This window comes from Paenibacillus sp. J31P316 (assembly GCF_056269105.1).
This window is the reverse complement of sequence record NZ_JBWDNI010000001.1, coordinates 924,839-946,138: the sequence shown is the minus strand read 5'-3', so window position 1 is coordinate 946,138 and position 21,300 is coordinate 924,839. Positions and strand designations below refer to the sequence as shown.

General features: G+C 56.7%; 18 protein-coding genes and 1 other annotated feature. Of the genes, 16 read left to right on the top strand and 2 right to left on the bottom strand.

What is annotated here, in order from left to right:
* Nucleotides 1–21 precede the first annotated feature (21 nt).
* The 11 genes from AC0YNU_RS04095 (at nt 22) to murC (ending at nt 15,150) form a co-directional block, all read left to right on the top strand.
* Complete coding sequence (locus AC0YNU_RS04095) at nt 22–840, top strand: cytochrome C assembly family protein (protein WP_475753379.1); 819 nt, start codon at nt 22–24, stop codon at nt 838–840.
* A gap of 52 nt (nt 841–892) precedes the next feature.
* Nucleotides 893–1,576 (top strand): precorrin-2 dehydrogenase/sirohydrochlorin ferrochelatase family protein, encoded by a 684-nt coding sequence (locus AC0YNU_RS04090; RefSeq protein ID WP_475753376.1) that lies wholly within the window; start codon nt 893–895, stop codon nt 1,574–1,576.
* A gap of 4 nt (nt 1,577–1,580) precedes the next feature.
* A complete protein-coding gene (hemC, locus tag AC0YNU_RS04085) occupies nt 1,581–2,543 on the top strand; it encodes a hydroxymethylbilane synthase (protein ID WP_475753374.1) in 963 nt (320 codons plus the stop codon).
* A complete protein-coding gene (cobA, locus tag AC0YNU_RS04080) occupies nt 2,540–4,123 on the top strand; it encodes a uroporphyrinogen-III C-methyltransferase (protein WP_475753372.1) in 1,584 nt (527 codons plus the stop codon). Before hemC ends, cobA begins: the two co-directional genes overlap by 4 nt.
* A 3-nt stretch (nt 4,124–4,126) precedes the next feature.
* Nucleotides 4,127–5,122, top strand: a complete 996-nt coding sequence (hemB, locus tag AC0YNU_RS04075; RefSeq protein WP_475753370.1) for a porphobilinogen synthase — start codon at nt 4,127–4,129, stop codon at nt 5,120–5,122.
* A gap of 82 nt (nt 5,123–5,204) precedes the next feature.
* Entirely contained in the window at nt 5,205–6,506 is a 1,302-nt protein-coding gene (hemL, locus tag AC0YNU_RS04070; RefSeq protein WP_475753368.1) for a glutamate-1-semialdehyde 2,1-aminomutase, read from the top strand.
* Nucleotides 6,507–6,545: 39 nt separating this feature from the next.
* A complete protein-coding gene (locus tag AC0YNU_RS04065) occupies nt 6,546–7,562 on the top strand; it encodes an RluA family pseudouridine synthase (protein ID WP_475753366.1) in 1,017 nt (338 codons plus the stop codon).
* A gap of 193 nt (nt 7,563–7,755) precedes the next feature.
* On the top strand, nt 7,756–9,156 hold the full coding sequence (locus AC0YNU_RS04060; protein ID WP_475753364.1) for a LysM peptidoglycan-binding domain-containing protein: 1,401 nt from the start codon (nt 7,756–7,758) through the stop codon (nt 9,154–9,156).
* A gap of 146 nt (nt 9,157–9,302) precedes the next feature.
* Nucleotides 9,303–9,543, top strand: a binding site (T-box leader).
* 161 nt (nt 9,544–9,704) lie between these two features.
* Entirely contained in the window at nt 9,705–12,365 is a 2,661-nt protein-coding gene (locus AC0YNU_RS04055) for a valine--tRNA ligase (RefSeq protein WP_475753362.1), read from the top strand.
* A gap of 6 nt (nt 12,366–12,371) precedes the next feature.
* Complete coding sequence (locus tag AC0YNU_RS04050; RefSeq protein ID WP_475753360.1) at nt 12,372–13,748, top strand: bifunctional folylpolyglutamate synthase/dihydrofolate synthase; 1,377 nt, start codon at nt 12,372–12,374, stop codon at nt 13,746–13,748.
* Nucleotides 13,749–13,755: 7 nt separating this feature from the next.
* Nucleotides 13,756–15,150 carry a UDP-N-acetylmuramate--L-alanine ligase gene (murC, locus tag AC0YNU_RS04045; protein ID WP_475753357.1) on the top strand — a complete coding sequence of 465 codons (1,395 nt, stop codon included), beginning with the start codon at nt 13,756–13,758 and terminating at the stop codon, nt 15,148–15,150.
* 179 nt (nt 15,151–15,329) lie between these two features.
* Here the strand turns inward: murC and AC0YNU_RS04040 are convergent, their stop codons facing one another.
* Both AC0YNU_RS04040 and AC0YNU_RS04035 read right to left on the bottom strand, forming a co-directional pair.
* Complete coding sequence (locus AC0YNU_RS04040; protein WP_475753355.1) at nt 15,330–16,217, bottom strand: peptidoglycan-binding domain-containing protein; 888 nt, start codon at nt 16,215–16,217, stop codon at nt 15,330–15,332.
* 287 nt (nt 16,218–16,504) lie between these two features.
* A complete protein-coding gene (locus tag AC0YNU_RS04035) occupies nt 16,505–16,837 on the bottom strand; it encodes an ArsR/SmtB family transcription factor (protein WP_475753353.1) in 333 nt (110 codons plus the stop codon).
* A 133-nt stretch (nt 16,838–16,970) separates the two neighbouring features.
* Between AC0YNU_RS04035 and AC0YNU_RS04030 the strand changes: the two genes are divergently transcribed.
* The 5 genes from AC0YNU_RS04030 to AC0YNU_RS04010 all read left to right on the top strand — a co-directional run bounded on the left by AC0YNU_RS04030 (nt 16,971) and on the right by AC0YNU_RS04010 (nt 21,223).
* Complete coding sequence (locus AC0YNU_RS04030) at nt 16,971–18,422, top strand: SPOR domain-containing protein (RefSeq protein ID WP_475753351.1); 1,452 nt, start codon at nt 16,971–16,973, stop codon at nt 18,420–18,422.
* A gap of 62 nt (nt 18,423–18,484) precedes the next feature.
* On the top strand, nt 18,485–18,727 hold the full coding sequence (locus AC0YNU_RS04025; RefSeq protein WP_475753349.1) for a DUF4321 domain-containing protein: 243 nt from the start codon (nt 18,485–18,487) through the stop codon (nt 18,725–18,727).
* A 35-nt stretch (nt 18,728–18,762) separates the two neighbouring features.
* Nucleotides 18,763–19,392, top strand: a complete 630-nt coding sequence (locus tag AC0YNU_RS04020; protein WP_475753347.1) for a Maf family protein — start codon at nt 18,763–18,765, stop codon at nt 19,390–19,392.
* 59 nt (nt 19,393–19,451) lie between these two features.
* Nucleotides 19,452–20,144, top strand: coding sequence for a RadC family protein (gene radC, locus AC0YNU_RS04015; protein ID WP_475753345.1), 693 nt, complete (start codon nt 19,452–19,454; stop codon nt 20,142–20,144).
* A gap of 44 nt (nt 20,145–20,188) precedes the next feature.
* Entirely contained in the window at nt 20,189–21,223 is a 1,035-nt protein-coding gene (locus AC0YNU_RS04010) for a rod shape-determining protein (protein WP_475753343.1), read from the top strand.
* Nucleotides 21,224–21,300: the final 77 nt, after the last annotated feature.

The window sequence follows — 21,300 nt, the reverse complement described above, 5'->3', positions numbered from 1 at the left end:
TGGCGGGTAGCGGAGGCGGCTATGGTTACTCATAATTGGTTCTATGATGGAATACTGTATGTCTACGCCCTGAGCCTCCTGTTTTACTTCTCGGATTTCGTCGATCGAAACCGGCAAGCGAAGCAAGTGGGCACAGGGCTGCTTATTTTCGTGTGGGTGCTGCAAACTGGATTTCTGGTTCATCGCATCATTTCCCATTTGGATATGACACTGATGACCTTATTCGAATACCTGCTCATTTTCTCTTGGCTGCTGATCACGATTTCATTAGTGATGAGCCGTTTTTTTCGAATGGAATTCATCGTATTCTTCGTTAACGTGATTGGTTTTGCGGTATTGACCGTCAATTTGTTCCGCATCGGCTCAGGTGCCTCGCTCGCGAGATGGGAGCTGGCCCACGACATGCTGATCGTGCACATCGCGCTCATGATTCTTGCGTATACCGCATTTACGATCAGCGCGATCTTCTCCGGGATGTATCTGTTCCTGTTCGCGCGGCTGAAAGGCAAGCAGTGGACGAAGCGGATGCAGCGGCTTCCGAGTCTGGATGCGGCGGATCGGTTCATGTTTCGGGTATCGTTGGTCGGCACGCCTCTGCTTATGCTCTCCCTGGCCGTAGCCGTTACGTCCATCCTCATCGAAGGACGCTACGGGCTGCTGCTGGACTGGAAGGTCATCGTGTCCTTCGTTGCGCTTGGCTTATACATTTGGAACGTGACGAAGCATCAGTGGTTCGATGGCACGGGCTTGAAGTTCGCGCGTTATAATCTGATCAGCTACGCGGTGCTGCTGCTGAACGTATTCACCAACCAGGCTTCCAATTTTCACGGATGGTCCTGAATCGTGAAGCTTCGCGGCGGCGCATAAGGAGACGATGCGGGGAGGAACGGCAATGTCGGCGTATTATCCGATCATGGTGAGATTATCCGGCAAGCGATGCGTCGTCGTCGGCGGCGGAGCGGTTGCCGAGCGCAAGACGATCGCGCTCCTTGAGGGCGGAGCCGATGAACTCATCGTCGTTGCTCCCCGACTGACGCCGAAGCTCGAAGAGCTTGCGGCGTCCGGGTGTATCGCGCTTCGGCGAAGGGAATACAAAGATAAAGATAGCGAAGGCGCATTCCTGCTGATCGCAGCCACGAACGACCGGCTGCTGAACAGCGGGATTGCCGTCTATGCGGAGAGTCAGGGCATTTTGGTCAATACGGCGGATCTTGGGGAAGCGGGCAGCTTCATTACGCCTTCCGTCGTGAGACGGGGCGAGTTAGTGATCGCATTAACGACGGGCGGCGCAAGTCCCGCGTTGACCGCGCTGCTGAGACGACGGCTTGCCGCGCAATATGGACAAGCTTACGAGCCGTTTCTGAAGCGGCTGCACGCGCTGCGAAAGCGAGTACTGGCTGAAGTCGCGGATCCTGAGCTTCGAGCTGCAGTGTTGCGCATGGCGGCCGAGGAACTCCCGGAAGATGATAACCAAGCGAAGAACGACTTCGGCAGAGGTACACCCTCTGGCCAAGCGAATTTCGATATCGAACAATGGATGACCAAGCTGCTTCAAGCGGCCGAGAGGGGACGATAGAATCATGACTTATATCGTAGACGGACAGAGAGTTATCGTCGTTGGAACGAGACAGAGCGCGCTGGCGCTTACGCAAACCGGACAAGTCATCAATCAATTAAAGGCGCTGAGCGAGAAGCACGGCCTGCCGTATACATTTGAAATTCGCAAGATCGTAACCAAGGGAGACCGTATTCTCGACGTGACGCTGTCCAAGGTCGGCGGCAAAGGATTGTTCGTCAAAGAAATCGAGCAGGCGCTGTTCGACGGCGAAATCGATCTCGCGGTTCACAGCATGAAGGACATGCCGTACGAGCTGCCGGAAGGGCTGATGAACGGGGCGGTGCCGAAGCGCGTGGATCCGCGTGACTGCCTGATTACGGCCGGCGGCATCGCCTTCGAGGAGCTTCCGCAGGGCGCGAAGGTGGGAACGAGCAGCCTGCGCCGCTCCAGCCAGCTGCTGAACGTCCGCCCGGATCTGAAGATCGAGTCGGTTCGGGGCAATATCGATTCGCGCATTAAGAAGCTGGAGGCCGAAGGCTTCGACGCGATCGTGCTGGCGGCTGCCGGCATTCACCGCATGGGCTGGGACGAGAAGATTTCATCGTTCCTATCCGAAGACGTTTGTGTGCCAGCTGTTGGACAAGGCGCGCTAGGCATCGAATGCCGCCAGGATGACGCCGACGTGCGTCACCTTTTGTCATTGCTTAATGATGCAGATACCGCACTGACGGTTGCCGCGGAACGCAGCTTCCTCGGCGCCTTGAACGGCGGCTGTCAAATTCCGATCGGCGCCCACGCCAAGCTCTTCGCAAGCGGCGAAGAAGCGCCGGTCATCGAGCTTACGGGCATTGTCGGTTCGGCGGACGGAACGGTCCTGTTGAAAGAAACGGTTCGCGGACAGGATCCGGAAGCGCTGGGCATTGAAGCCGCCAATCGCTTGAAAGCCAAGGGAGCGGACCGCATATTGGCGGAAGTGAGAGGATGATCGACTTGCTAACGGGGAAAAGCAAAGGGAAGGTCTATTTGGTAGGAGCGGGTCCTGGCGATCCGAAACTGATCACCCTTCGTGGCATGGAGTGCATCCGTGCTTGCGACGTCATCGTGTACGATAGATTGGCAAGTCCGCGGTTGCTGCGTTATTTGAAGCCGGAAGCGGAGAAGATCTATGTAGGCAAGCTGCCTGACCGCCATACGATGAAGCAGGAGGATATCAATCAGCTGCTTGTCGATTTGGCGCTGCAAGGGAAGATCGTTACGCGGCTCAAGGGCGGCGATCCGACGATATTCGGCCGCGTTGGCGAAGAAGCCGAGCTGTTGGTGAATAATAATATCGAATTCGACATCGTTCCGGGGATTACGTCCGCCATTGCCGTTCCGGCCTATGCGGGCATTCCGGTGACGCACCGGGATCTGGCCTCTTCCTTATCCATCATTACCGGGCACGAAAGTCCGGATAAGCTTGATTATTCGATTCACTGGGACAAAGTTACGTTGGCCACGGGCACGCTTGTTTTTCTGATGGGCGTGGCGAAGATCGGCTATATCGCGGAGCAGCTCATCAAGCACGGCAAGCCTGCCGATACGCCGGTAGCGCTTGTACGCTGGGGGACGCGGGTTGAGCAGCGCACGGTGACGGGCACGCTCGAAACGATCGAAGCGATCGTGCAGGCAGCGAATTTCAAGCCGCCCGCGGTCATCGTCGTCGGCGATGTCGTGCTGCAGCGCGAGAAGCTGAATTGGTACGAGCGCAAGCCGCTGTTCGGCACGCGCGTACTCGTCACGCGGGCTAGAGCGCAGAGCAGCGACCTTAGCGAGCAGATCGAAGAAATGGGCGGCGAGGCGTGCGAGTTCCCGGTCATCGAGACGCGTCCGGTATCGGAGCCTGCGGCCACCGCGGACATTCAATCCGCGTTTGAGCAAGCCGGCGAATACGACTGGCTGATGTTCACAAGCGTGAACGGCGTCGAATACTTCTTCGATTGGCTGAAGAAGCTGCGCATCGATATTCGTCAGTTCCATCGCGCTCGAGTTGCGGCCGTCGGTCCCAAGACGGCGGAAGCGCTGGAGAAGCGGGGCGTCATCGCCGACGTGCTTCCGGTGAAGTTTCAGGCGGAAGATCTGCTGGAGAGCTTGGCGGATCAACTGGAGCCCGGGCAGCGCGTGCTGCTGCCTAGAGGCGATCTGGCGAGGGAAGTACTGCCTCGCGAGCTAAGAGCCAAAGGGCTGGAGCCTGTAGAAATCGATGTTTACGAAACGATTATCGCGCAGGATCAAGACGAAGAAACGCTTGAACTGCTGAAGAACGGCGGCGTGCATGTCATTACCTTCGCGAGCTCGTCAACGGTGACGAATCTGCTGGAGGTGCTGCGCCGGATGGGTATCACGGATCCGCAAGCGCTGCTTAGCGGCATCGACATTGCCTGCATCGGCCCAGTGACCGCCAAAACCGCGGTGGAGGCGGGCCTGACCGTGACGATACAACCCGAGGATGCAACGATCGACAAACTTGTCGAAGCCATCGCCGAGTCGCGCGTGGCGCATCGATTTGAACTAGGAGGCGTTTGATTTATGGCATTCCCAATTACAAGACACCGCCGTTTGCGCAGAACGGCCGCGATGCGCAGCATCGTTCGCGAAACGCAGCTGAGCGTGGACGATTTTATTTATCCGCTGTTCGTTACGCACGGCACGAACGTGAAAGTGGAAATCTCTTCGATGCCCGGCGTATATCATCTGTCGCTCGACAGATTGAAGGCTGAAATCGATGTCGTCGTCGCTTCCGGCGTCAAAGCCGTGCTGCTGTTCGGCTTGCCGGAGACCAAGGACGCGGTCGGAACGTCGGCGTTCGAAGCGGACGGCATCGTCCAGCAAGCGACGCGCGCGATCAAGGAATGGGCGCCGGAGCTTCTCGTCGTCGCGGATACGTGCTTGTGCGAATTTACGGATCACGGCCACTGCGGCATGATCCACCGCGACCCTCGTACCGGCAATGCCGAAGTCGACAACGATTCATCGCTCGAGCTGCTTGTCAAAACGGCGGTTTCGCAAGCGCAAGCGGGCGCCGATATCATCGCGCCGTCGAACATGATGGACGGTTTCGTCGGCGCGATTCGTGAGGGACTGGATGCGGCTGGCTTCGAAATGGTGCCGATCATGTCCTATTCCGTTAAATATGCGTCGGCGTTCTACGGACCTTTCCGAGAAGCCGCGCAATCGGCGCCGCAGTTCGGCGACCGCAAATCGTACCAGATGGATCCGGCGAACGCCCGCGAAGCGCTGCGCGAAGCGGAATCCGACGTCCTCGAAGGCGCAGACATGCTGATGGTGAAGCCGGCGCTCGCGTATATGGACATCATCCGTATGTTGAAGGAACAATACGATCTGCCGCTTGTTGCTTACAATGTAAGTGCCGAATATTCCATGGTGAAAGCAGCCGCGGCGAATGGCTGGATCGACGAGCGAGCCATCGTGCTGGAGACGTTGACAGGCATGAAGCGCGCAGGCGCGGATGTCATCATCACGTACCATGCGCTGGATGCTGCACGCTGGCTGCGGGGCGAATAACGAAGCATACCGTACCCGCACGCAAACTCGGAAATAACGCATAGGATGTCCACTAACATAGACAGGCAGGTGTCAACCAACCATGATCGATACTAATCGCAAACGATCGGACGAGCGCTCCAAAGCCGCCTTCGCGAAAGCGAAAACGGTCATCCCGGGAGGCGTCAATTCCCCGGTTCGCGCTTTCAAATCCGTCGGCCTTACTCCCGTCTATATGGAACGCGGCGAAGGCTACCGCGTCTACGATATCGACGGCAACAGCTACATCGATTACGTGGCTTCCTGGGGGCCGCTCATCATGGGTCACGCGCATCCTGAAGTGATCGAAGCGGTGAAGAAGACGGCCGAGAAAGGCACGAGCTTCGGCGCGCCGACGGAACTGGAGACGCTCATGGCGGAGCTCGTCTGCTCGCGCGTACCCTCCGTCGAGGTCGTGCGCATGGTGAATTCCGGCACGGAAGCGACGATGAGCGCGCTGCGTCTGGCGCGCGGCTATACGAAGCGCAGCAAGATTTTGAAATTCGAAGGTTCGTATCACGGCCATGCCGACAGCCTGCTGATCAAAGCCGGATCGGGCGTCGCGACGCTTGGTCTGCCGGACAGTCCCGGCGTGCCGGAAAGCGTGGCTTCGCATACGATTACGGTCCCTTACAATGATTTGGAAGCCGTAAAATACGCGTTCGAGCAATTCGGCGAGGAAATCGCTTGTATCATCGTCGAGCCTGTTGCCGGCAACATGGGCGTCGTTCCGCCGCTGCCTGGCTTCCTGCAAGGCTTGCGGGATGTAACGAACCAGTACGGCAGCCTGCTAATCTTTGATGAAGTCATGACCGGCTTCCGTGTCGGCTTCCATTGCGCGCAAGGCCTGTACGGCATTACGCCCGATCTGACCTGCTTAGGCAAAGTCATCGGCGGCGGGTTGCCGGTTGGCGCTTATGGCGGCAAACGGGAGATTATGGAAATGATGGCGCCGAGCGGTCCGATCTATCAAGCGGGCACGCTGTCCGGCAATCCGCTCGCGATGGCAGCGGGATATACGACGCTCAGCTTGCTGACGCCGGACACGTACGAGCAGATGGAACGGATGTCCGTTCGCCTGCAGCTCGGCTTCGAAGCCAATGCCTCGAAGCATGGCATTGCCAGCACGATCAACCGCGTCGGCTCTATGGTTTGTCCGTTCTTTACCGAGACGCATGTCATCAACTACGACACGGCTAAGACGGCTGACCTGGAACGGTTCAAAGGTTACTTCGGCGCCATGCTCGACCTGGGCATCAGCATCGCTCCTTCGCAATTCGAAGGCATGTTCGTATCGGGCATCCACGACGAAGCGGCCATCGATGCGACGATCGAAGCGCATGACGAGGCGCTTCGCCGTCTGTAAATGATAGAGCGCGTTACCAAATATGGGAGATGAGTGATTATGATCATGGATCATCAAGCACTGCCCTATGCGCGGAATGGAGAGTGGCTGTCGATCGCGGCGGCCGACCTTCTTCGTATCGCGCATGCCGCAGGCATAGCCGTCTCTCCGATCGAGGCCGGGAGCCATCCGCATCATGTGCGGATTTGGCTGCTGGCCCTTGGTTTATTTCCGGAGAAATGGTTGAATCGATTATTTTCGGTAGGCGGCATTAAATTGGAGGACGGAAGGATCCGGCTGCGAAATTTCCTGCCGGGCGACCCCGTCAAAGACCCGGCATTCCGAATGGCGCAAGATAAGCCTCCATTGACGGCAGCCTCAGGTGCTTCCGCATCGACTATTGTAGATACTCCTATGGCTGAGGCGCTATTTCAGGATGATTGGTGCCTCGTCATGAACAAGCCGGCAGGCATGCCGGTACATCCTTCCGCGCCAGGCCAACGAGGAACGCTGGACGAAGCGGCCGCTCGGCATGGCCTGCTTCAAGGAGATCCGCAGCCTGCCAAGCATATTCACCGACTGGATGACGATACGGCAGGTCCTGTTCTATATGCACGTAATGAATTGGCGCAGCTGCGACTCGACGAAGCGATGCGCGCCAAAACAATAGGCAGGCAATATGCCGCCATCGTCCATGGCGCACTGAAGCGGAAGAGCGGCAGCGTAATCGCGCCGATCGGGAAAGACCGGCATCACCGTGCCAGGCGCATCGTAGCTCCGGGAGGCGACGAAGCGGTCACGCATTACGAGACCATCGAAACCTATCGAGATGCCACGCTCGTCCGGCTATGGCTGGAAACGGGAAGAACCCATCAGATCCGCGTCCATATGGGCTACTTAGGTCATCCGCTCGTCGGCGACACGTTGTACGGCGGACGAGATGCGATTTTGCGCCATCAGGCGCTTCGAGGCGAGCAATTGACCTTCCGCCATCCATGGAGCGGCAGCGAGATGACGCTGACGGCTCCTGAGCCCTCCTGGTTCGCCGAAGTCCGGCGCCGCTGCGCGTCCCTGTGAAAATCGTAGTCATGCCTTCCACCCCCTTGCCATATAGTTAAATAGGCAAGATGAAACGCCTGTCGCTTGTTTGCCGGCGCTGCGGGTTTCATTCCAATAGAAATATAAGCAGAGTATGAGCGGCCTGATACTTACTTATGGTTGCGCAATTCGGCAGCCAAGCTTTGGAAGAGGGGAAGGGAGGACGACTAGCGTGCCAAGCCAGTCAAACGGTTTGCGATTCGATATTTACGAGCGGGTTCATTTGCCTGATGAAGTGGCGGCTATCGACGAGCTGGATGAAATCGAGCTCGTTCCGCGCATTGGCATTGTACAGCAAGACGAGCAGGTTCTACTGAAAGGACATCTTCTGCTGACGGGAGTTTATCGTTCGGAGGAGCAGCCGCTGTCGGAGCAGTCGCTGGAGCATTGGATTCCGGTCGAAATTACGCTGCCGCTTAACCGCATTCACCGATTGGACGACATCTCTGTGGAAATCGACAACTTCGACGTGGATGTGCTGTCCACGAGAACGCTCAATATCACGGGCGTGCTGTCGTTGTTTGGCATCGAAATCGAACAAACGAGTTCGCAGGCGGATTGGCAGCGGGAAGAACCGTATACAGTGGTGCACAGCCGAGAAGAGGAACTACAGTTTGAAGCGCCGTCATTCTTGGATGCGCAGCGTTCGGAGGAGCAGCCGTTTTTTGCGCAGCCGCCGCAGTTCTGGCAGACGGATCAATCCCGCGAAGCCGAGGAGCAGGACGCGCAGCGCGCGTTGGCTGCCCAAGCCGAGGCGGAAGAGGCGCGTGAAGCGCTGGCCCGCGCTGCCAGGGCAAGGGAGCAGGAATTGCTGGCTGTCGCCCAGCAGGAAATAGCGCGGCAGGAAGCTGCCCGTCAAGAGTCTGTCCGTCTAGAGGCATTCCGCCAGGAAGCATTTCTGCAAGAAGCTGCCCGTCAAGAGGAGATACGCCAAGAGGCGGCTGAAGAGGCAGAGCGCGAAGCGGCTCAAGCAGCCGAGCGCCAGCAATTCGCTCAGCCGTCTGAATCGCCGGCGTTTCAAGCGGATATTCCGCCGCCGCAGGCGTGGCAGCAAGAGCCTGTCCCGGAAGAGGCGCCTTCAATACCGTCCGCTTTCGTTCAGCAGGAAATCGAATCTCCATTCCGCTCGCCCTCCGCGCCTGAAGCGGTTCAGTCGTTCGGCGATGTGACGGTGCAGCATGATACCGATGCGGAGCGCAAACAGCTTCGCGTCGCGCTATCCGGCAAGCCGGCAGAGGATGAAGCGGCGCAGCAAGGCGCAACCAATGTCAGCTTCAGGTCGCTCCTGCAGTCCAGCAAGCGGGAGCAGGAGGCCAAAGCTGCCGCGGAGCAGCATGCGGAGCGCGAAGCCGCGCAGAGCCGCAAAACCTCCGGAGATGAGATCGAGTGGAAAAACCTGCTTCGTCCGAGCGAAGATCATGCGTTCCGCAAGATGCGCATCTGTATCGTGCAGCGCGAAGAAACGCTGGACCTTATTGCGGGCCGCTACCAGCTGCAGGCGCGGGAGATCGCGCTCTACAACCGGCTAAGCGATCAAAGCGTCAGCGAGGGCCAAGTCCTGTACATCCCTTGAATCGCTGTTCTAAAGCCTGCCAGAAGCCTCTTAGAGGCCTCTCGGCAGGCTTTTGCTATGTAATCAGGCAGGCTGACGTCCGCCTGGGATTGACGTTTGCAAATAAGAACGTGTATGATAGAAAAAATAAGGCAATAATTATGTTTATACTGACGTTGATGGGGAAGAGTGGCAGGAATACCTTCAGAGAGTGGAACCGATTGCGCTGCGAGGTTCTGCAGGAATATGCTGCGACTGGTCGCCCTGGAGTTGCTGGAATGAAGCGAAGACATTCGCGTAGTTGCGGCCGGCTGCAGCCGTTATCTGTGAATGAGTTGCCGGACGGACGGAATCGTCTGTTTCGGAACAAAGGTGGTACCGCGGAAGCCCAAACCTTTCGTCCTTTGCTATAAGGGCGATAGGTTTATTTTTTTTTCGATTTACGACGATGGGAGCATGTTGCGCCCGCTGCACGTCGAAGGGCTCATACTTACTAGCGAATCTACGCCTGTGTTGCGCGAATCCGCGCAAGAGACGGGTGAGGACATATTATGGAGGTAGGAAAACACATGTCGCAGAAACAAATCCTAACTGAAATGCCGACGACTTATGACCCGAAGGCCGCGGAAACCAAATGGTATCCTTTTTGGATGGAAGGTAAATTTTTCGAAGCGGGTAAACGGCCTTCGGCCGAAACGTATACGATCGTTATTCCGCCGCCGAACGTTACGGGCATGCTTCATATCGGTCATGCCCTCGACTTTACGCTGCAGGATATTTTGATCCGCGCTAAGCGGATGCAGGGCTATGATACGCTTTGGCTTCCGGGTACGGACCATGCCGGTATCGCGACGCAGACGAAGGTGGAGCAGAAGCTGCGTGAGGAAGGTCAGTCCCGTTACGACTTGGGGCGCGAGAAGTTCCTGGAGAAAGTGTGGGAGTGGAAAGACAGCTACGCGGCGACGATCCACGAGCAATGGGCCAAAATGGGCTTCTCGCTGGACTATTCGCGCGAACGCTTCACGCTGGACGAAGGTCTCTCCCAAGCCGTTCGCGAAGTTTTCGTACGGTTATATGAGAAAGGCTTGATTTATCGCGGCAAAAAAATCATCAACTGGGATCCGGCCGCCCGCACGGCATTGTCGGATATCGAGGTTGAGCATAAAGAAGTAAACGGCCATTTGTATCATCTGCAGTATCCGCTGAAGAACGGCTCGGGATTCATTACGGTCGCGACCACGCGTCCGGAAACGATGCTCGGCGATACGGCCGTTGCGGTTCATCCGGAAGACGAGCGCTACAAGCATCTCATCGGCGAGATGATCGTCCTGCCGATTATCGGCCGGGAAATTCCGATCATCGCGGATGAGTACGTCGAGAAGGAGTTCGGTTCCGGCGCGGTCAAAATCACGCCGGCGCATGACCCGAACGACTTCGAGGTCGGTCTGCGCCACAGCCTGCCGCAAATCGTCGTCATGGACGAGAGCGGCACGATGAACGAAGAAGCGGGTCCGTACAATGGCATGGACCGCGCGGACTGCCGGAAACGCATCGTCGCCGATATGCAAGCCAGCGGCGTATGCATCAAAATCGAGGACCATGTTCATCAAGTCGGCCACAGCGAACGCAGCGGCGCGGTCGTTGAGCCGTATCTGTCGACGCAATGGTTCGTCGATATGAAGCCTCTCGCCGACGCCGCGATTGACGCGCAGAAGAACGGGAAGGGCGTTAATTTCGTTCCGGACCGCTTCGACAAAACGTATTTGCAGTGGATCGAGAACGTTCGCGACTGGTGTATTTCCCGTCAACTCTGGTGGGGGCACCGCATTCCGGCTTGGTATTGCGACGCCTGCGGAGCAATGCACGTCGCGCGCGAGGATCAATCGGCCTGCTCCGCCTGCGGAAGCGAATCGCTCCGCCAAGACGAAGACGTGCTTGATACCTGGTTCAGCTCGGGACTGTGGCCGTTCTCCACGCTCGGCTGGCCGGAAGAGACGGAAGATCTGAAGCGCTTCTACCCGACGAACGTACTCGTTACGGGCTACGATATCATTTACTTCTGGGTTGCCCGGATGATCTTCACGGCCATCGAATTCACGGATGAAATTCCGTTCAAGGATGTCCTTATGCATGGTCTCGTCCGCGACGAGAACGGCAAGAAAATGTCCAAATCGCTCGGCAACGGCGTCGATCCGCTCGAGGTGATCGAGAAATACGGCGCCGATGCGATGCGCTATATGATTTCGACGAGCAGCACGCCGGGTCAGGATCTTCGCTTCCGCTGGGAACGCGTCGAGCAGGCTCGCAACTTCGCGAATAAAATTTGGAACGCATCCCGGTTCGCGCTGATGAACCTGGAAGGCGTGACGGCGGCCGATATTGACATCAACGTGAACCTCGGTACCGCGGACCGTTGGATTCTGCATCGCTTGAACGCAGCGGTTGCAGATACGACGCGTTTGATCGACAGCTATGATTTCGGCGAGACGGGCCGCGTCCTGTACAATTTCATATGGGATGACCTGTGCGACTGGTACATCGAGTTCGCGAAGCTGAACTTGAACGGTCAGGATGCCGAGGCGAAACGCGCGACGCAATCCGTGCTTGCTTACGTGCTGGACCGCACGCAGCGGCTGATTCATCCGTTCATGCCGTTCATCAGCGAAGAAATATGGCAGCATCTTCCGCACGAAGGCGAGACGATCATGCTTGCGCCATGGCCAGTCTATGACGCGGCGTTCGAAGCGCCGGATGCCGTTGCCGAGATGGAGCTGCTCATGGAGATGATCCGTTCGGTACGGAACATCCGCGCCGAGGTGAATGTACCGATGAGCAAGAAGATCGAGCTGCAAATCAAGCCGTCGAGCCCGAACGAGGCAGCGATTCTGGTGCGCAACGAAGAATTCATCATCCGCTTCTGCGGCACGTCGAAGCTTGCGATCAGCCTCGATCTGAATGCCCCGGACAAAGCGATGACGGCCATCGTTACCGGAGCCGAGATGTATCTGCCGCTAGCCGGACTGATCGATATCGCGCAGGAAATCGCCCGTTTGGAGAAGGAAATTCAACATTTGGACGGCGAAGTGCAGCGCGTGGAGAAGAAGCTTGCCAACGAAGGCTTCGTTGCCAAAGCGCCGGCGAAAGTCATCGAGGAAGAAAAGGCGAAAATGGCCGATTATGCCGATAAACGCGATAAAGTGAAGGCGCGGATCGTAGAATTGAGAGGCTGAAGCGAGATGAACGAACATATGCAGGAACATCAAAATAAGCCGTTGGCATCCTACGAGGAAGCAAGACAGTGGATTGAAGGACTCGTTCCGTTCGGCATTCGTCCTGGCATGGAGCGAATCCAGAAGCTGATGGAGATGACGGGCCATTCGGAGCGCCGGATCAAGTTCATCCATGTGGCGGGCACGAACGGCAAAGGCTCCGTCTGCGCTTACTTAACCAGCGTGCTGCTGCGCTGCGGCTATGACGTGGGGACGTTTACGTCCCCTTACATTACGAAATTCACGAACCGGTTCCAATATAACGGCACGGATATCCCGGAAGAGACGCTGCTGGCGCTCTCCAATCGGTTGAAGCCGCTCGTAGAAGACATCGCGGCAACGGAGCTCGGTTCTCCGTCCATGTTCGAGGTGTCCACGGCACTGGCGATTCTATATTACGGCACCGTATCCTATCCGGATTTCGTCGTATGGGAAACCGGACTCGGCGGTCGTCTTGACGTGACGAACATCGTGACGCCGGTCGTTTCAGTGATTACGAACGTCGGCCATGATCATATGGACATTCTCGGCGATACGTTGGAGGCGATCGCAACCGAGAAGGCGGGGATCATCAAGGCCGGCGTTCCTGTCATCAGCGCCGTCAGTCAGCCGGAGGCCGCGGCAATTATCCGCGAGACCGCGAAGGCGAAGAACAGCTCGCTTTATATGATGGGCGATAAGTTTCACGAGGTTACGCTAAGCGTGCAAGAAAATGAGCAGTCTTTTCGCTTCGACGGTATCTTCCGTACGATCGATGATCTCGTGATTACCTTGAACGGCGCGCACCAGCGCTCCAATGCGGCGGTCGCCGTCATGACGCTGGAAGTGCTGCGGCAATACTATGCGCTTATTTTGGAAGATGAGGATTTGAGGGAAGGTCTGCGCACTGCCGCATGGCCCGGTCGTCTGGAAATGATCGGCGATTCCCCCCGCGTTCTCATCGACGGCGCCCATAATCCGGAAGGCGCGGAAATGCTTGCGGCCGCGCTCAAGGATACGTATGCGTACGAGCATCTTCACCTTATGATCGGGATGCTGGCGAATAAGAATCATCGTGACGCTTTACGGCATATACTACCTCTAGTGAATACGCTTATCGTGACAGAGGCGGATTTTCGAAAGGCTTTGCCTGCCTCTTCACTGGCATCGCTCGTTCAAGAGCTTCGGGAGGAAGAAGGGTATTCCTTCGAGCTCATCGTTGAACCGGATTGGAAGCAGGCGCTTGCGCGGCTTCAGCAGTCGACCGGCAAGGGAGATTTGGCGGTCGTGACAGGCACGCTCTATTTGATTGCCGACGTCCGGTCCAAATTGCTCTACAATAAGGATTCTGAAAAAGGTTGGTGAACCGTCTTTGAATACAGCAGAACACGTTCATTTCATCGGAATTGGCGGTTACGGCATGAGCGCAATCGCGCGTGTCATGCTGGAGATGGGCTATAAAGTTACCGGCTCCGACGTAGCCCGGCAAGAATTGACGGAGAAGCTTGCAGCTAAGGGAGCTCGCATTTTTATCGGTCATGAACCGGAGCATATCGCTGGAGCGGATCTCGTCGTTTATTCTACGGCCCTGTCGAGGGACAACGTAGAGCGCAGAGCGGCGGAGGAATTGAATATTCCGATTCTGCACCGCGCGCAAATGCTGGCAAGGCTCATGAATAACGGCAAAGGCGTAGCCGTTGCGGGCGCGCATGGCAAAACGACGACTTCGTCGATGATCGCGCTCGTCATGGAAAACTGCAAGACGGATCCCACGTTCATTATCGGCGGCGAAATCGTCAATGTCGGCACGAATGCGAAAGCCGGTAAAGGCGAATACGTTGTCGCTGAAGCAGATGAGAGCGACGGCTCCTTCCTGCAGTACCATCCGACAATCGCGATCGTAACGAATATCGAGCCGGATCATCTTGAGAACTACGACGGTGATTTCAATAAATTGAAAGCTGCATATGTTCAGTTTCTGAGTCAAGTCAAGCAGGACGGCAGCGCTATTATTTGCGCGGACGACGAGAACATTCAGGAGATGCTGCCCGAACTGCTGTCCGGACCGCTTGGTCACAATGGCGTGCTGACCTACGGGATCGACCAGGACGCAGTATATAAAGCCAGCAACATAACGCTTGGCGACCGGAAGGTTTCCTTCGATATGTCGAAGCATGGACAGTTGCTCGGACGGATCGAGCTGTCCGTTCCTGGCAGGCACAACGTGTACAATGCGATGGCGACCGTCATTACATGTCTGGAAGCGGGAATTCCATTCGCGTCCATCGCCGAAGCGATCGTTGATTTCCGAGGGGCAAAACGTCGGTTCCAAGTACTCGGGGAAGTTAACGACATCCTTGTCATTGATGACTACGCGCATCATCCGACGGAGATTCAAGCGACGATCAGCGCCGCGAAGTCGACGGGCAAACGCATCATCGCCGTTTTCCAGCCGCAGCGCTATACGCGGACGTTCTTCCTGTTGGAGCAGTTCAGCCGCGCTTTCCCTGAGGCGGATGAGGTGTTGATCACGGATATCTATTCGCCAGCCGGCGAACAGCAGATCGAGGGCGTCAATTCCAAGAAGCTCGTCGAGATGATCATCAAGAACAGCAATGCCAACACGTCCTACTATCCTTCGAAGGAAGAGGTACTGGCGGTGCTGACCGAACGGGTGAAACCGGGCGACCTCGTGATCACGATGGGGGCCGGCGATATCTGGAAAGTAGCCGACGCACTGGCGAAGTCGCTTCGCGCCAAAGCTTAAGCTAAGCTAAGCTTGAACAGGCATGCTTATGAACTTGCAGTCGCAGTGATTCAGCGTTGGCCTACGAAAGGCCGCTCCCGGTTTACCGGGAGCGGCCTTTTCTTTAAACGATGCAGCTTCAGAGGCAAAAACAACAGCCGGAAAATCCAAATGGATTATCCGGCTGTTTTGCGTTATTTTTACGAGTTGTCCTTGCCTTTGCCGCTGCCTTGACCTTGACCTTGACCTTGACCTTGACCTTGATCCTGTCCATGGCCCTGATCGCTGCCTTTTTCTTGCATGCCGCCTTGGCCTTGGCCGCCGCCTTTTTGTTCGATGTTGCCTTTCTCCTGGGTGCCGCCTTGGTCCGTGCCGCCGCCTTTTTGTTCGGCATTGCCTTTCTCTTGCGTGCCGCCTTGGTCCATGCCGCCGCCTTGACCTTGACCGCCGCCTTGGTTCATGCCGCCGCCTTGACCAGCACCGCCGCCGCCTTGACCAGCACCGCCGCCTTGACCAGCACCGCCGCCTTGGCCAGCACCGCCGCCTTGGCCAGCACCGCCGCCTTGGCCACCGCCGCCGCCTTGACCAGCGCCACCGCCTTGGCCACCGCCGCCGCCTTGACCAGCGCCGCCGCCTTTACCGCGGCCTGCTCCTGAGCCTCTTCCGGCTCCAATGCCCTTACCGGCACCGTTGCTGCGTATTTTATAGCCTTTTCCGTTCGACATGCCTTTGCTTTTTGCTTTCATTTGCATCACTTTTTTGCTGTGATAGCTATAGACGACCGATTTGAAGGTGCGCGGATCGACAGCGCCCGTTACCGGAAGACCATGTTTCTTCTGATAGTATTTGACGCCGCGGACCGTGAGGTCATTATAATGACCGTCGATCGGTCCCGAGTAGCTCCCCAGCGACTTTAGCATGCCTTGGATGACGTAAACATCCGGGCCCTTCGCTCCTTTGCCGATAGCGGAGCTGACATTTGGCAATGCCAGCATCAGTACGAGGGCCAGCATCGCGGCTCCAAGCAGCTTGGAGACTTTCGCGGCTGTCCGGCCTGTACGTTTCGGTTCTTGAATCTTTTCCTTCATTCAACAAGACACCTGCCTTAGATAGTATACGGCCGTATCGACCACAGCCCTTACTATGCCTGTGATTGTTTGTGTCTATGCCAGTCGATGGAACCTTTGGGCATTCCAATATTATCCTAGTCCAGAACGAAGTGCCAGACCGTTGGAACGCAAACAAGCCAGCCCCGCAGGGATGGCTTGCTTCTCGTAATTTTGAGGTCGTAGACGGCATGGGGATGCAATGTCTCGGTGAGCGCATTCCTCATCCTGTGCTAAATAAATGAGCGTGAGCCAGCAATTCGGCCCTCCTAGTCGCCGTTCGGCTCTTTGGACTTGCTCTGCAGTTCGTGCAAATAATCCTCCAATTGGTCGAAGCGATTCTCCCATAGGCGTCGGAACGAATCCAGCCAAGCGTCCAGCTCCTGGAGAGGACGGGTCTCCAGCTTATAGATACGCCGATTGGCAGCGGGCTGCACGTCTACGAGCCCGGCTTCGTGCAATACGCGCAGATGCTTGGAAACCTGCGGCTGCTGGAGGCGCAGCCGATCGGCAATATCGCCCACTGGCAGCGGGCCTTGGCGCAGCAGTTCGACGATGTGTAATCGATGTGGCTCGGCAAGAGCAGTTAAAGTTGCATTCATGCTTTCAATATACCCCCTTTAGAATATTCCTGCAAACGAATATTATAAGAGGCCTAATAGCCCCAGGCGGGTCATAATTCTCTCAACCCTCTCATAGACTTGTACTAGAGTACGCGGACAAGGAGAGAGTGCGATGAGTGCGAAAGGACGCATTACGTATCGATTCGATAAACAGAGCGGGGCTCGCGAAGAGCTGCCGCGGCAGGAGAGGCAGCGCTCATCGGACACGAACGCCGTGCCTTACTTTCAAGAGGAACTGTCTTTTACGGCCGACATCGGCTCCTGGAATAGTCCTTTTCAAAATGATGCCCATGCCTTGGAGCAGTTAATCCGCGAAGCCGATGGACAGCTGCCTAAAACGGCGTCCAAGACACGCCCGAACGGATCCAGGCAATCGCTCGAGCCGGCGGATTATTCGGCCTACGCTTCTTCGAAAGCCCAGCCCGCCGCGCCGATGGATACTGAATTGCCGCCGCTCGATGCGGGATCAGCTATTCTCCTCGGCGATGAGGAGTCGGACCATGACCGCAACCTTCAAGCCTTTTCCAAACGAGGTTCCGCGCCGCAGGTAATTGACATGTATCCGCTGATTGATGTCGAGGACGACCTATATGACATTAATGCCGGCCGCCGGGGGCAAAGCAAGGCGTTCGGTTCTCCGTTATCCGGCTCTGGGAGGCGGCCGGCACAAGGGCCTTCTTGGCTTAAAGTGTTCGCTTCGGTTGCTGGCGCGATCGCAACGGGCGCTTTGTTCGGCTATTTCGTGCTGACCCTGTTCACGGGCGGCGGTCCGGCTGCTTCTGTTGACGATCCGGATGGGTCACTCCCGGCCGTAAGCAGCGGCACGGCAGACGGAAACCAATCAGCGGCTGGCACGGCGGACGGAGGAAAAGGAACCGCCGCGGCAGGGAATAAGGATGCTGACAAAGGCGCAAACGGCAATGCGAATGCCGGCACTGTCAAGACGGTCAAAGTAGATGTGCCCGCCGCATCCTATTATATGCTTCAATATGGCGTATTCAGCAGCAAAGACGGTCTGGACGCCGCAGCGGCGGAGCTGCACGGCAAAGGGCTGGCCGCTGCCTCGCTGACGTCGCAGGAGGATTTCCGCATCTATGTCGGCATGTCCACGGATAAGGCCGCGGCCGATCTTCTAGGCCAGACATTGACCGGCATGGATGTTTACGTGAAGCAGGTCGAACTACCCTCGCTTAAGGCTATGCCTTACAAAGGCGCGGCATCCGACGTTCAATCTTTCTTCGAGAATACGTCGGGGCTGCTGACCAAGCTGGACAGCATGACACTCGACCGGTTAATCGGGCAAGCGGACACGGGCGCCGTTACCGAATGGCAGACGCTGCACGAACAGTGGACGGCATCCGCATCCCGTCTGGACGCAGGACTGACGAGCAAGACCGATCAGGAGTCGCTGCGTAAACTGGAGCAAGCCATGAACACGGCAGCGGTTGCGGCGGGCGAATATGTCAAGAAGCCTTCGGATGCCTACTTATGGTCCATGCAGACCGCGCTCATGAACGCCGTCTTTATCCAGAAAGGCTGGTTTGAATCGATCGAATCATTGTAAAGCGTTTCCGCTGCGCGTATAATGAAGAGTACGTGTCAAAAAATGGCGAGGGACGTTGGAAGATGAAGAAAAATTTCTGGGTACTGCTGCTGTTCATGCTGATCGGCCTGTTGGCCGGCGCGCTTATCGCTCGTTCGCTGTCGACGGTCCCAGGACTTTCGTTTCTGACGAATTCGACCCCGATTGTATGGTCGCCCACCGCGGATTTGCTCGTGCTCAGCTATGCAATTACGCTGCGGATTCATATCAGTCTGCTCAGCATCGCCGGTCTCGCGCTTGCGATTTGGCTGTACCGCAAACTATAGGGAGCCGTCAGCAAGCGATAAGGAGCTTTGCCTCAATGGTACAATCCCGCAGTAATCCAACCGAACATTTGCGCCAGCTAGTGCTGGCTTCATCTTCTCCCCGCCGGCGGGAATTGGTCGCTTCACTCGACCTTTCCTTGCCGGTTCTCATTTTGCCCAGCGATACCGATGAAGGGACGCCGCCGGAATGGCAGCCGGCCCGAATCGTCGAACAGCTCGGACTGCGCAAAGCAAGAGCGACAGCCGAGCTTCTCGCTGCCGAAGACAGGGACGGTTCGCTCATAATCGGTGCGGACACAATCGTCGTCCTGGACGGCGAAGTGCTGGGCAAGCCGCTCGACCGAGAGGACGCCATCCGTACATTAAGCCGGTTGCAGGGCCGGAGGCATCAAGTATTCACCGGCATTGCCTGCTTGGATCCGTATACGGGCCGCGAGTTTGCGGCGCATCGGATGACGGAAGTCGTCATGAAGCCGCTCGATCCTGAAGTGATCGCGCGTTACGCCGATACCGGCGAGCCCCTCGACAAGGCGGGAAGCTACGGCATCCAGGGACGGGGCGCCGTCCTCGTGGACCGGATCGACGGCTGTTATTTCAACGTCGTCGGCCTGCCGCTCTCGCTTCTGGCGGACATGCTGTCCGAATTCAATATCGCCGTTATTTAAGAGACCGGTTATCGCCGATCTCGCGGCTCCATCACCATAACTGAAAGCAGGGAACGTTCATGGAAGCAGAGAAAGCCTACTTGCTGAAAAACGTCCCTAACGAAGACCGACCTAGAGAGCGCCTGATGACCGTTGGGGCCGATGCACTTAGCCATGCGGAATTACTTGCGATATTGCTGCGAACGGGAACGAAGAGCGAATCCGCCGTTCTTCTGGCCTCCCGTATTCTTAATCAGTGCGGAAGCTTGCGCGGCCTTGTGGATATGAGCATCGCGGAGCTGACCGAGATACGCGGAATCGGGCCTGCGAAAGCCGTTCAGCTCCGCGCCGGAATTGAGCTCGGCCGCCGTTTGGCACGCAGCCAGCAGGGCGAGCTGCCGACGATCAGAAGGCCGGCGGATGCCGCTCAATTGATGATGGAGGAGCTCCGTTATTTGAAGCAGGAGCACTTCATCTGTTTGTTTTTGAACACGAAGAACCAAGTCATATCGACCGAAACATTATCCGTAGGTACGTTGAATGCGACGCTTGTTCACCCTCGCGAGGTATTTCGCGCGGCCATCAAGCTTAGCAGCTCTTCGCTGATCTGCATGCATAACCACCCCAGCGGCGATCCGACGCCGAGCCCCGAGGACATCGCGCTCACGAAGCGTTTGATGGAAGCGGGCGAGCTTGTCGGCATCGATGTACTGGACCATTTGGTAATAGGTGACAATCGCTTTATAAGTTTGAAGGAGCAAGGCCACATGTAATATAATAAGAGGGATTGTCTTACGAAAGAAAGGAAGATACAACTATGTTCGGTGGTTTTTCGAAAGATCTAGGAATCGATTTGGGTACGGCTAACACGCTGGTTTATGTCAAAGGAAAAGGAATTGTCGTAAGAGAGCCTTCCGTGGTTGCTCTTCGTACCGATACAAAGAAAATCGAAGCTGTCGGCGAGCATGCGAAGAAAATGATCGGTAGAACGCCCGGCAACATTCGCGCGATCCGTCCAATGAAAGACGGCGTTATCGCGGACTTCGATACGACCTCGACGATGATCAAGTACTTCATCCGTCAAGCACAGAAAAGCCGTTCGTTGTTCCCGCGTCATCCGAACGTCATGGTTTGCGTGCCGTCCGGCATCACGGCTGTAGAACAGCGTGCGGTTAAAGACGCAACCGTTCAAGCTGGAGCCCGCGAAGCGTTCACGATCGAAGAGCCGTTCGCGGCGGCGATCGGCGCGGATCTGCCGGTTTGGGAACCGACTGGAAGCATGGTCGTGGATATCGGCGGCGGCACGACGGAGGTTGCGGTTATTTCGCTGGGCGGTATCGTTACGAGCCGATCCATCCGGATCGCCGGCGACGAAATGGACGAAGCGATCATCCAATACATCAAACGGATGTACAATCTGATGATCGGCGAACGGACGTCAGAACAATTGAAGATGGAAATCGGCTCGGCGCTTGCGCCGGAACAGCAGGAAACGATCGAGATCCGCGGCCGTGACCTCGTGTCCGGACTGCCGAAGACGCTTCCGATATCATCCGACGAAATTTGCGAGGCTTTGGCGGATACGGTCAATGCGATCGTGGATGCCGTCAAAATCACGCTCGAGAAATGTCCGCCTGAATTGTCCGCGGATATCATGGACCGCGGCATCGTCCTTACGGGCGGCGGCGCGCTGCTCAAAAACCTGGACAAGCTGCTGGCCCGCGAGACGGGAATGCCGGTCATCGTTGCCGAGAACCCGCTTGACTGCGTTGCAATAGGAACGGGCAGGGCGCTTGATCATATCGACCTGTTCAAAACACGTGGAGGTCCGGTTTCCCGTTCCAAGAAGTAATCCGGTATTTGGATTTAGGGGAAAACGGATGAGCGACGCTGACTGGTCGAACGAGCTTTAGGGTCGTTCGGCATTCA

Coding starts and splice junctions, on each gene's coding strand:
- AC0YNU_RS04095 (WP_475753379.1), top strand. CDS start 22: ATGGTTACTCATAATTGGTTCTATGATGGAATACTGTATGTCTACGCC.
- AC0YNU_RS04090 (WP_475753376.1), top strand. CDS start 893: ATGTCGGCGTATTATCCGATCATGGTGAGATTATCCGGCAAGCGATGC.
- hemC (WP_475753374.1), top strand. CDS start 1,581: ATGACTTATATCGTAGACGGACAGAGAGTTATCGTCGTTGGAACGAGA.
- cobA (WP_475753372.1), top strand. CDS start 2,540: ATGATCGACTTGCTAACGGGGAAAAGCAAAGGGAAGGTCTATTTGGTA.
- hemB (WP_475753370.1), top strand. CDS start 4,127: ATGGCATTCCCAATTACAAGACACCGCCGTTTGCGCAGAACGGCCGCG.
- hemL (WP_475753368.1), top strand. CDS start 5,205: ATGATCGATACTAATCGCAAACGATCGGACGAGCGCTCCAAAGCCGCC.
- AC0YNU_RS04065 (WP_475753366.1), top strand. CDS start 6,546: ATGATCATGGATCATCAAGCACTGCCCTATGCGCGGAATGGAGAGTGG.
- AC0YNU_RS04055 (WP_475753362.1), top strand. CDS start 9,705: ATGTCGCAGAAACAAATCCTAACTGAAATGCCGACGACTTATGACCCG.
- AC0YNU_RS04050 (WP_475753360.1), top strand. CDS start 12,372: ATGAACGAACATATGCAGGAACATCAAAATAAGCCGTTGGCATCCTAC.
- AC0YNU_RS04040 (WP_475753355.1), bottom strand. CDS start 16,217: ATGAAGGAAAAGATTCAAGAACCGAAACGTACAGGCCGGACAGCCGCG.
- AC0YNU_RS04035 (WP_475753353.1), bottom strand. CDS start 16,837: ATGAATGCAACTTTAACTGCTCTTGCCGAGCCACATCGATTACACATC.
- AC0YNU_RS04030 (WP_475753351.1), top strand. CDS start 16,971: ATGAGTGCGAAAGGACGCATTACGTATCGATTCGATAAACAGAGCGGG.
- AC0YNU_RS04025 (WP_475753349.1), top strand. CDS start 18,485: ATGAAGAAAAATTTCTGGGTACTGCTGCTGTTCATGCTGATCGGCCTG.
- AC0YNU_RS04020 (WP_475753347.1), top strand. CDS start 18,763: ATGGTACAATCCCGCAGTAATCCAACCGAACATTTGCGCCAGCTAGTG.
- radC (WP_475753345.1), top strand. CDS start 19,452: ATGGAAGCAGAGAAAGCCTACTTGCTGAAAAACGTCCCTAACGAAGAC.
- AC0YNU_RS04010 (WP_475753343.1), top strand. CDS start 20,189: ATGTTCGGTGGTTTTTCGAAAGATCTAGGAATCGATTTGGGTACGGCT.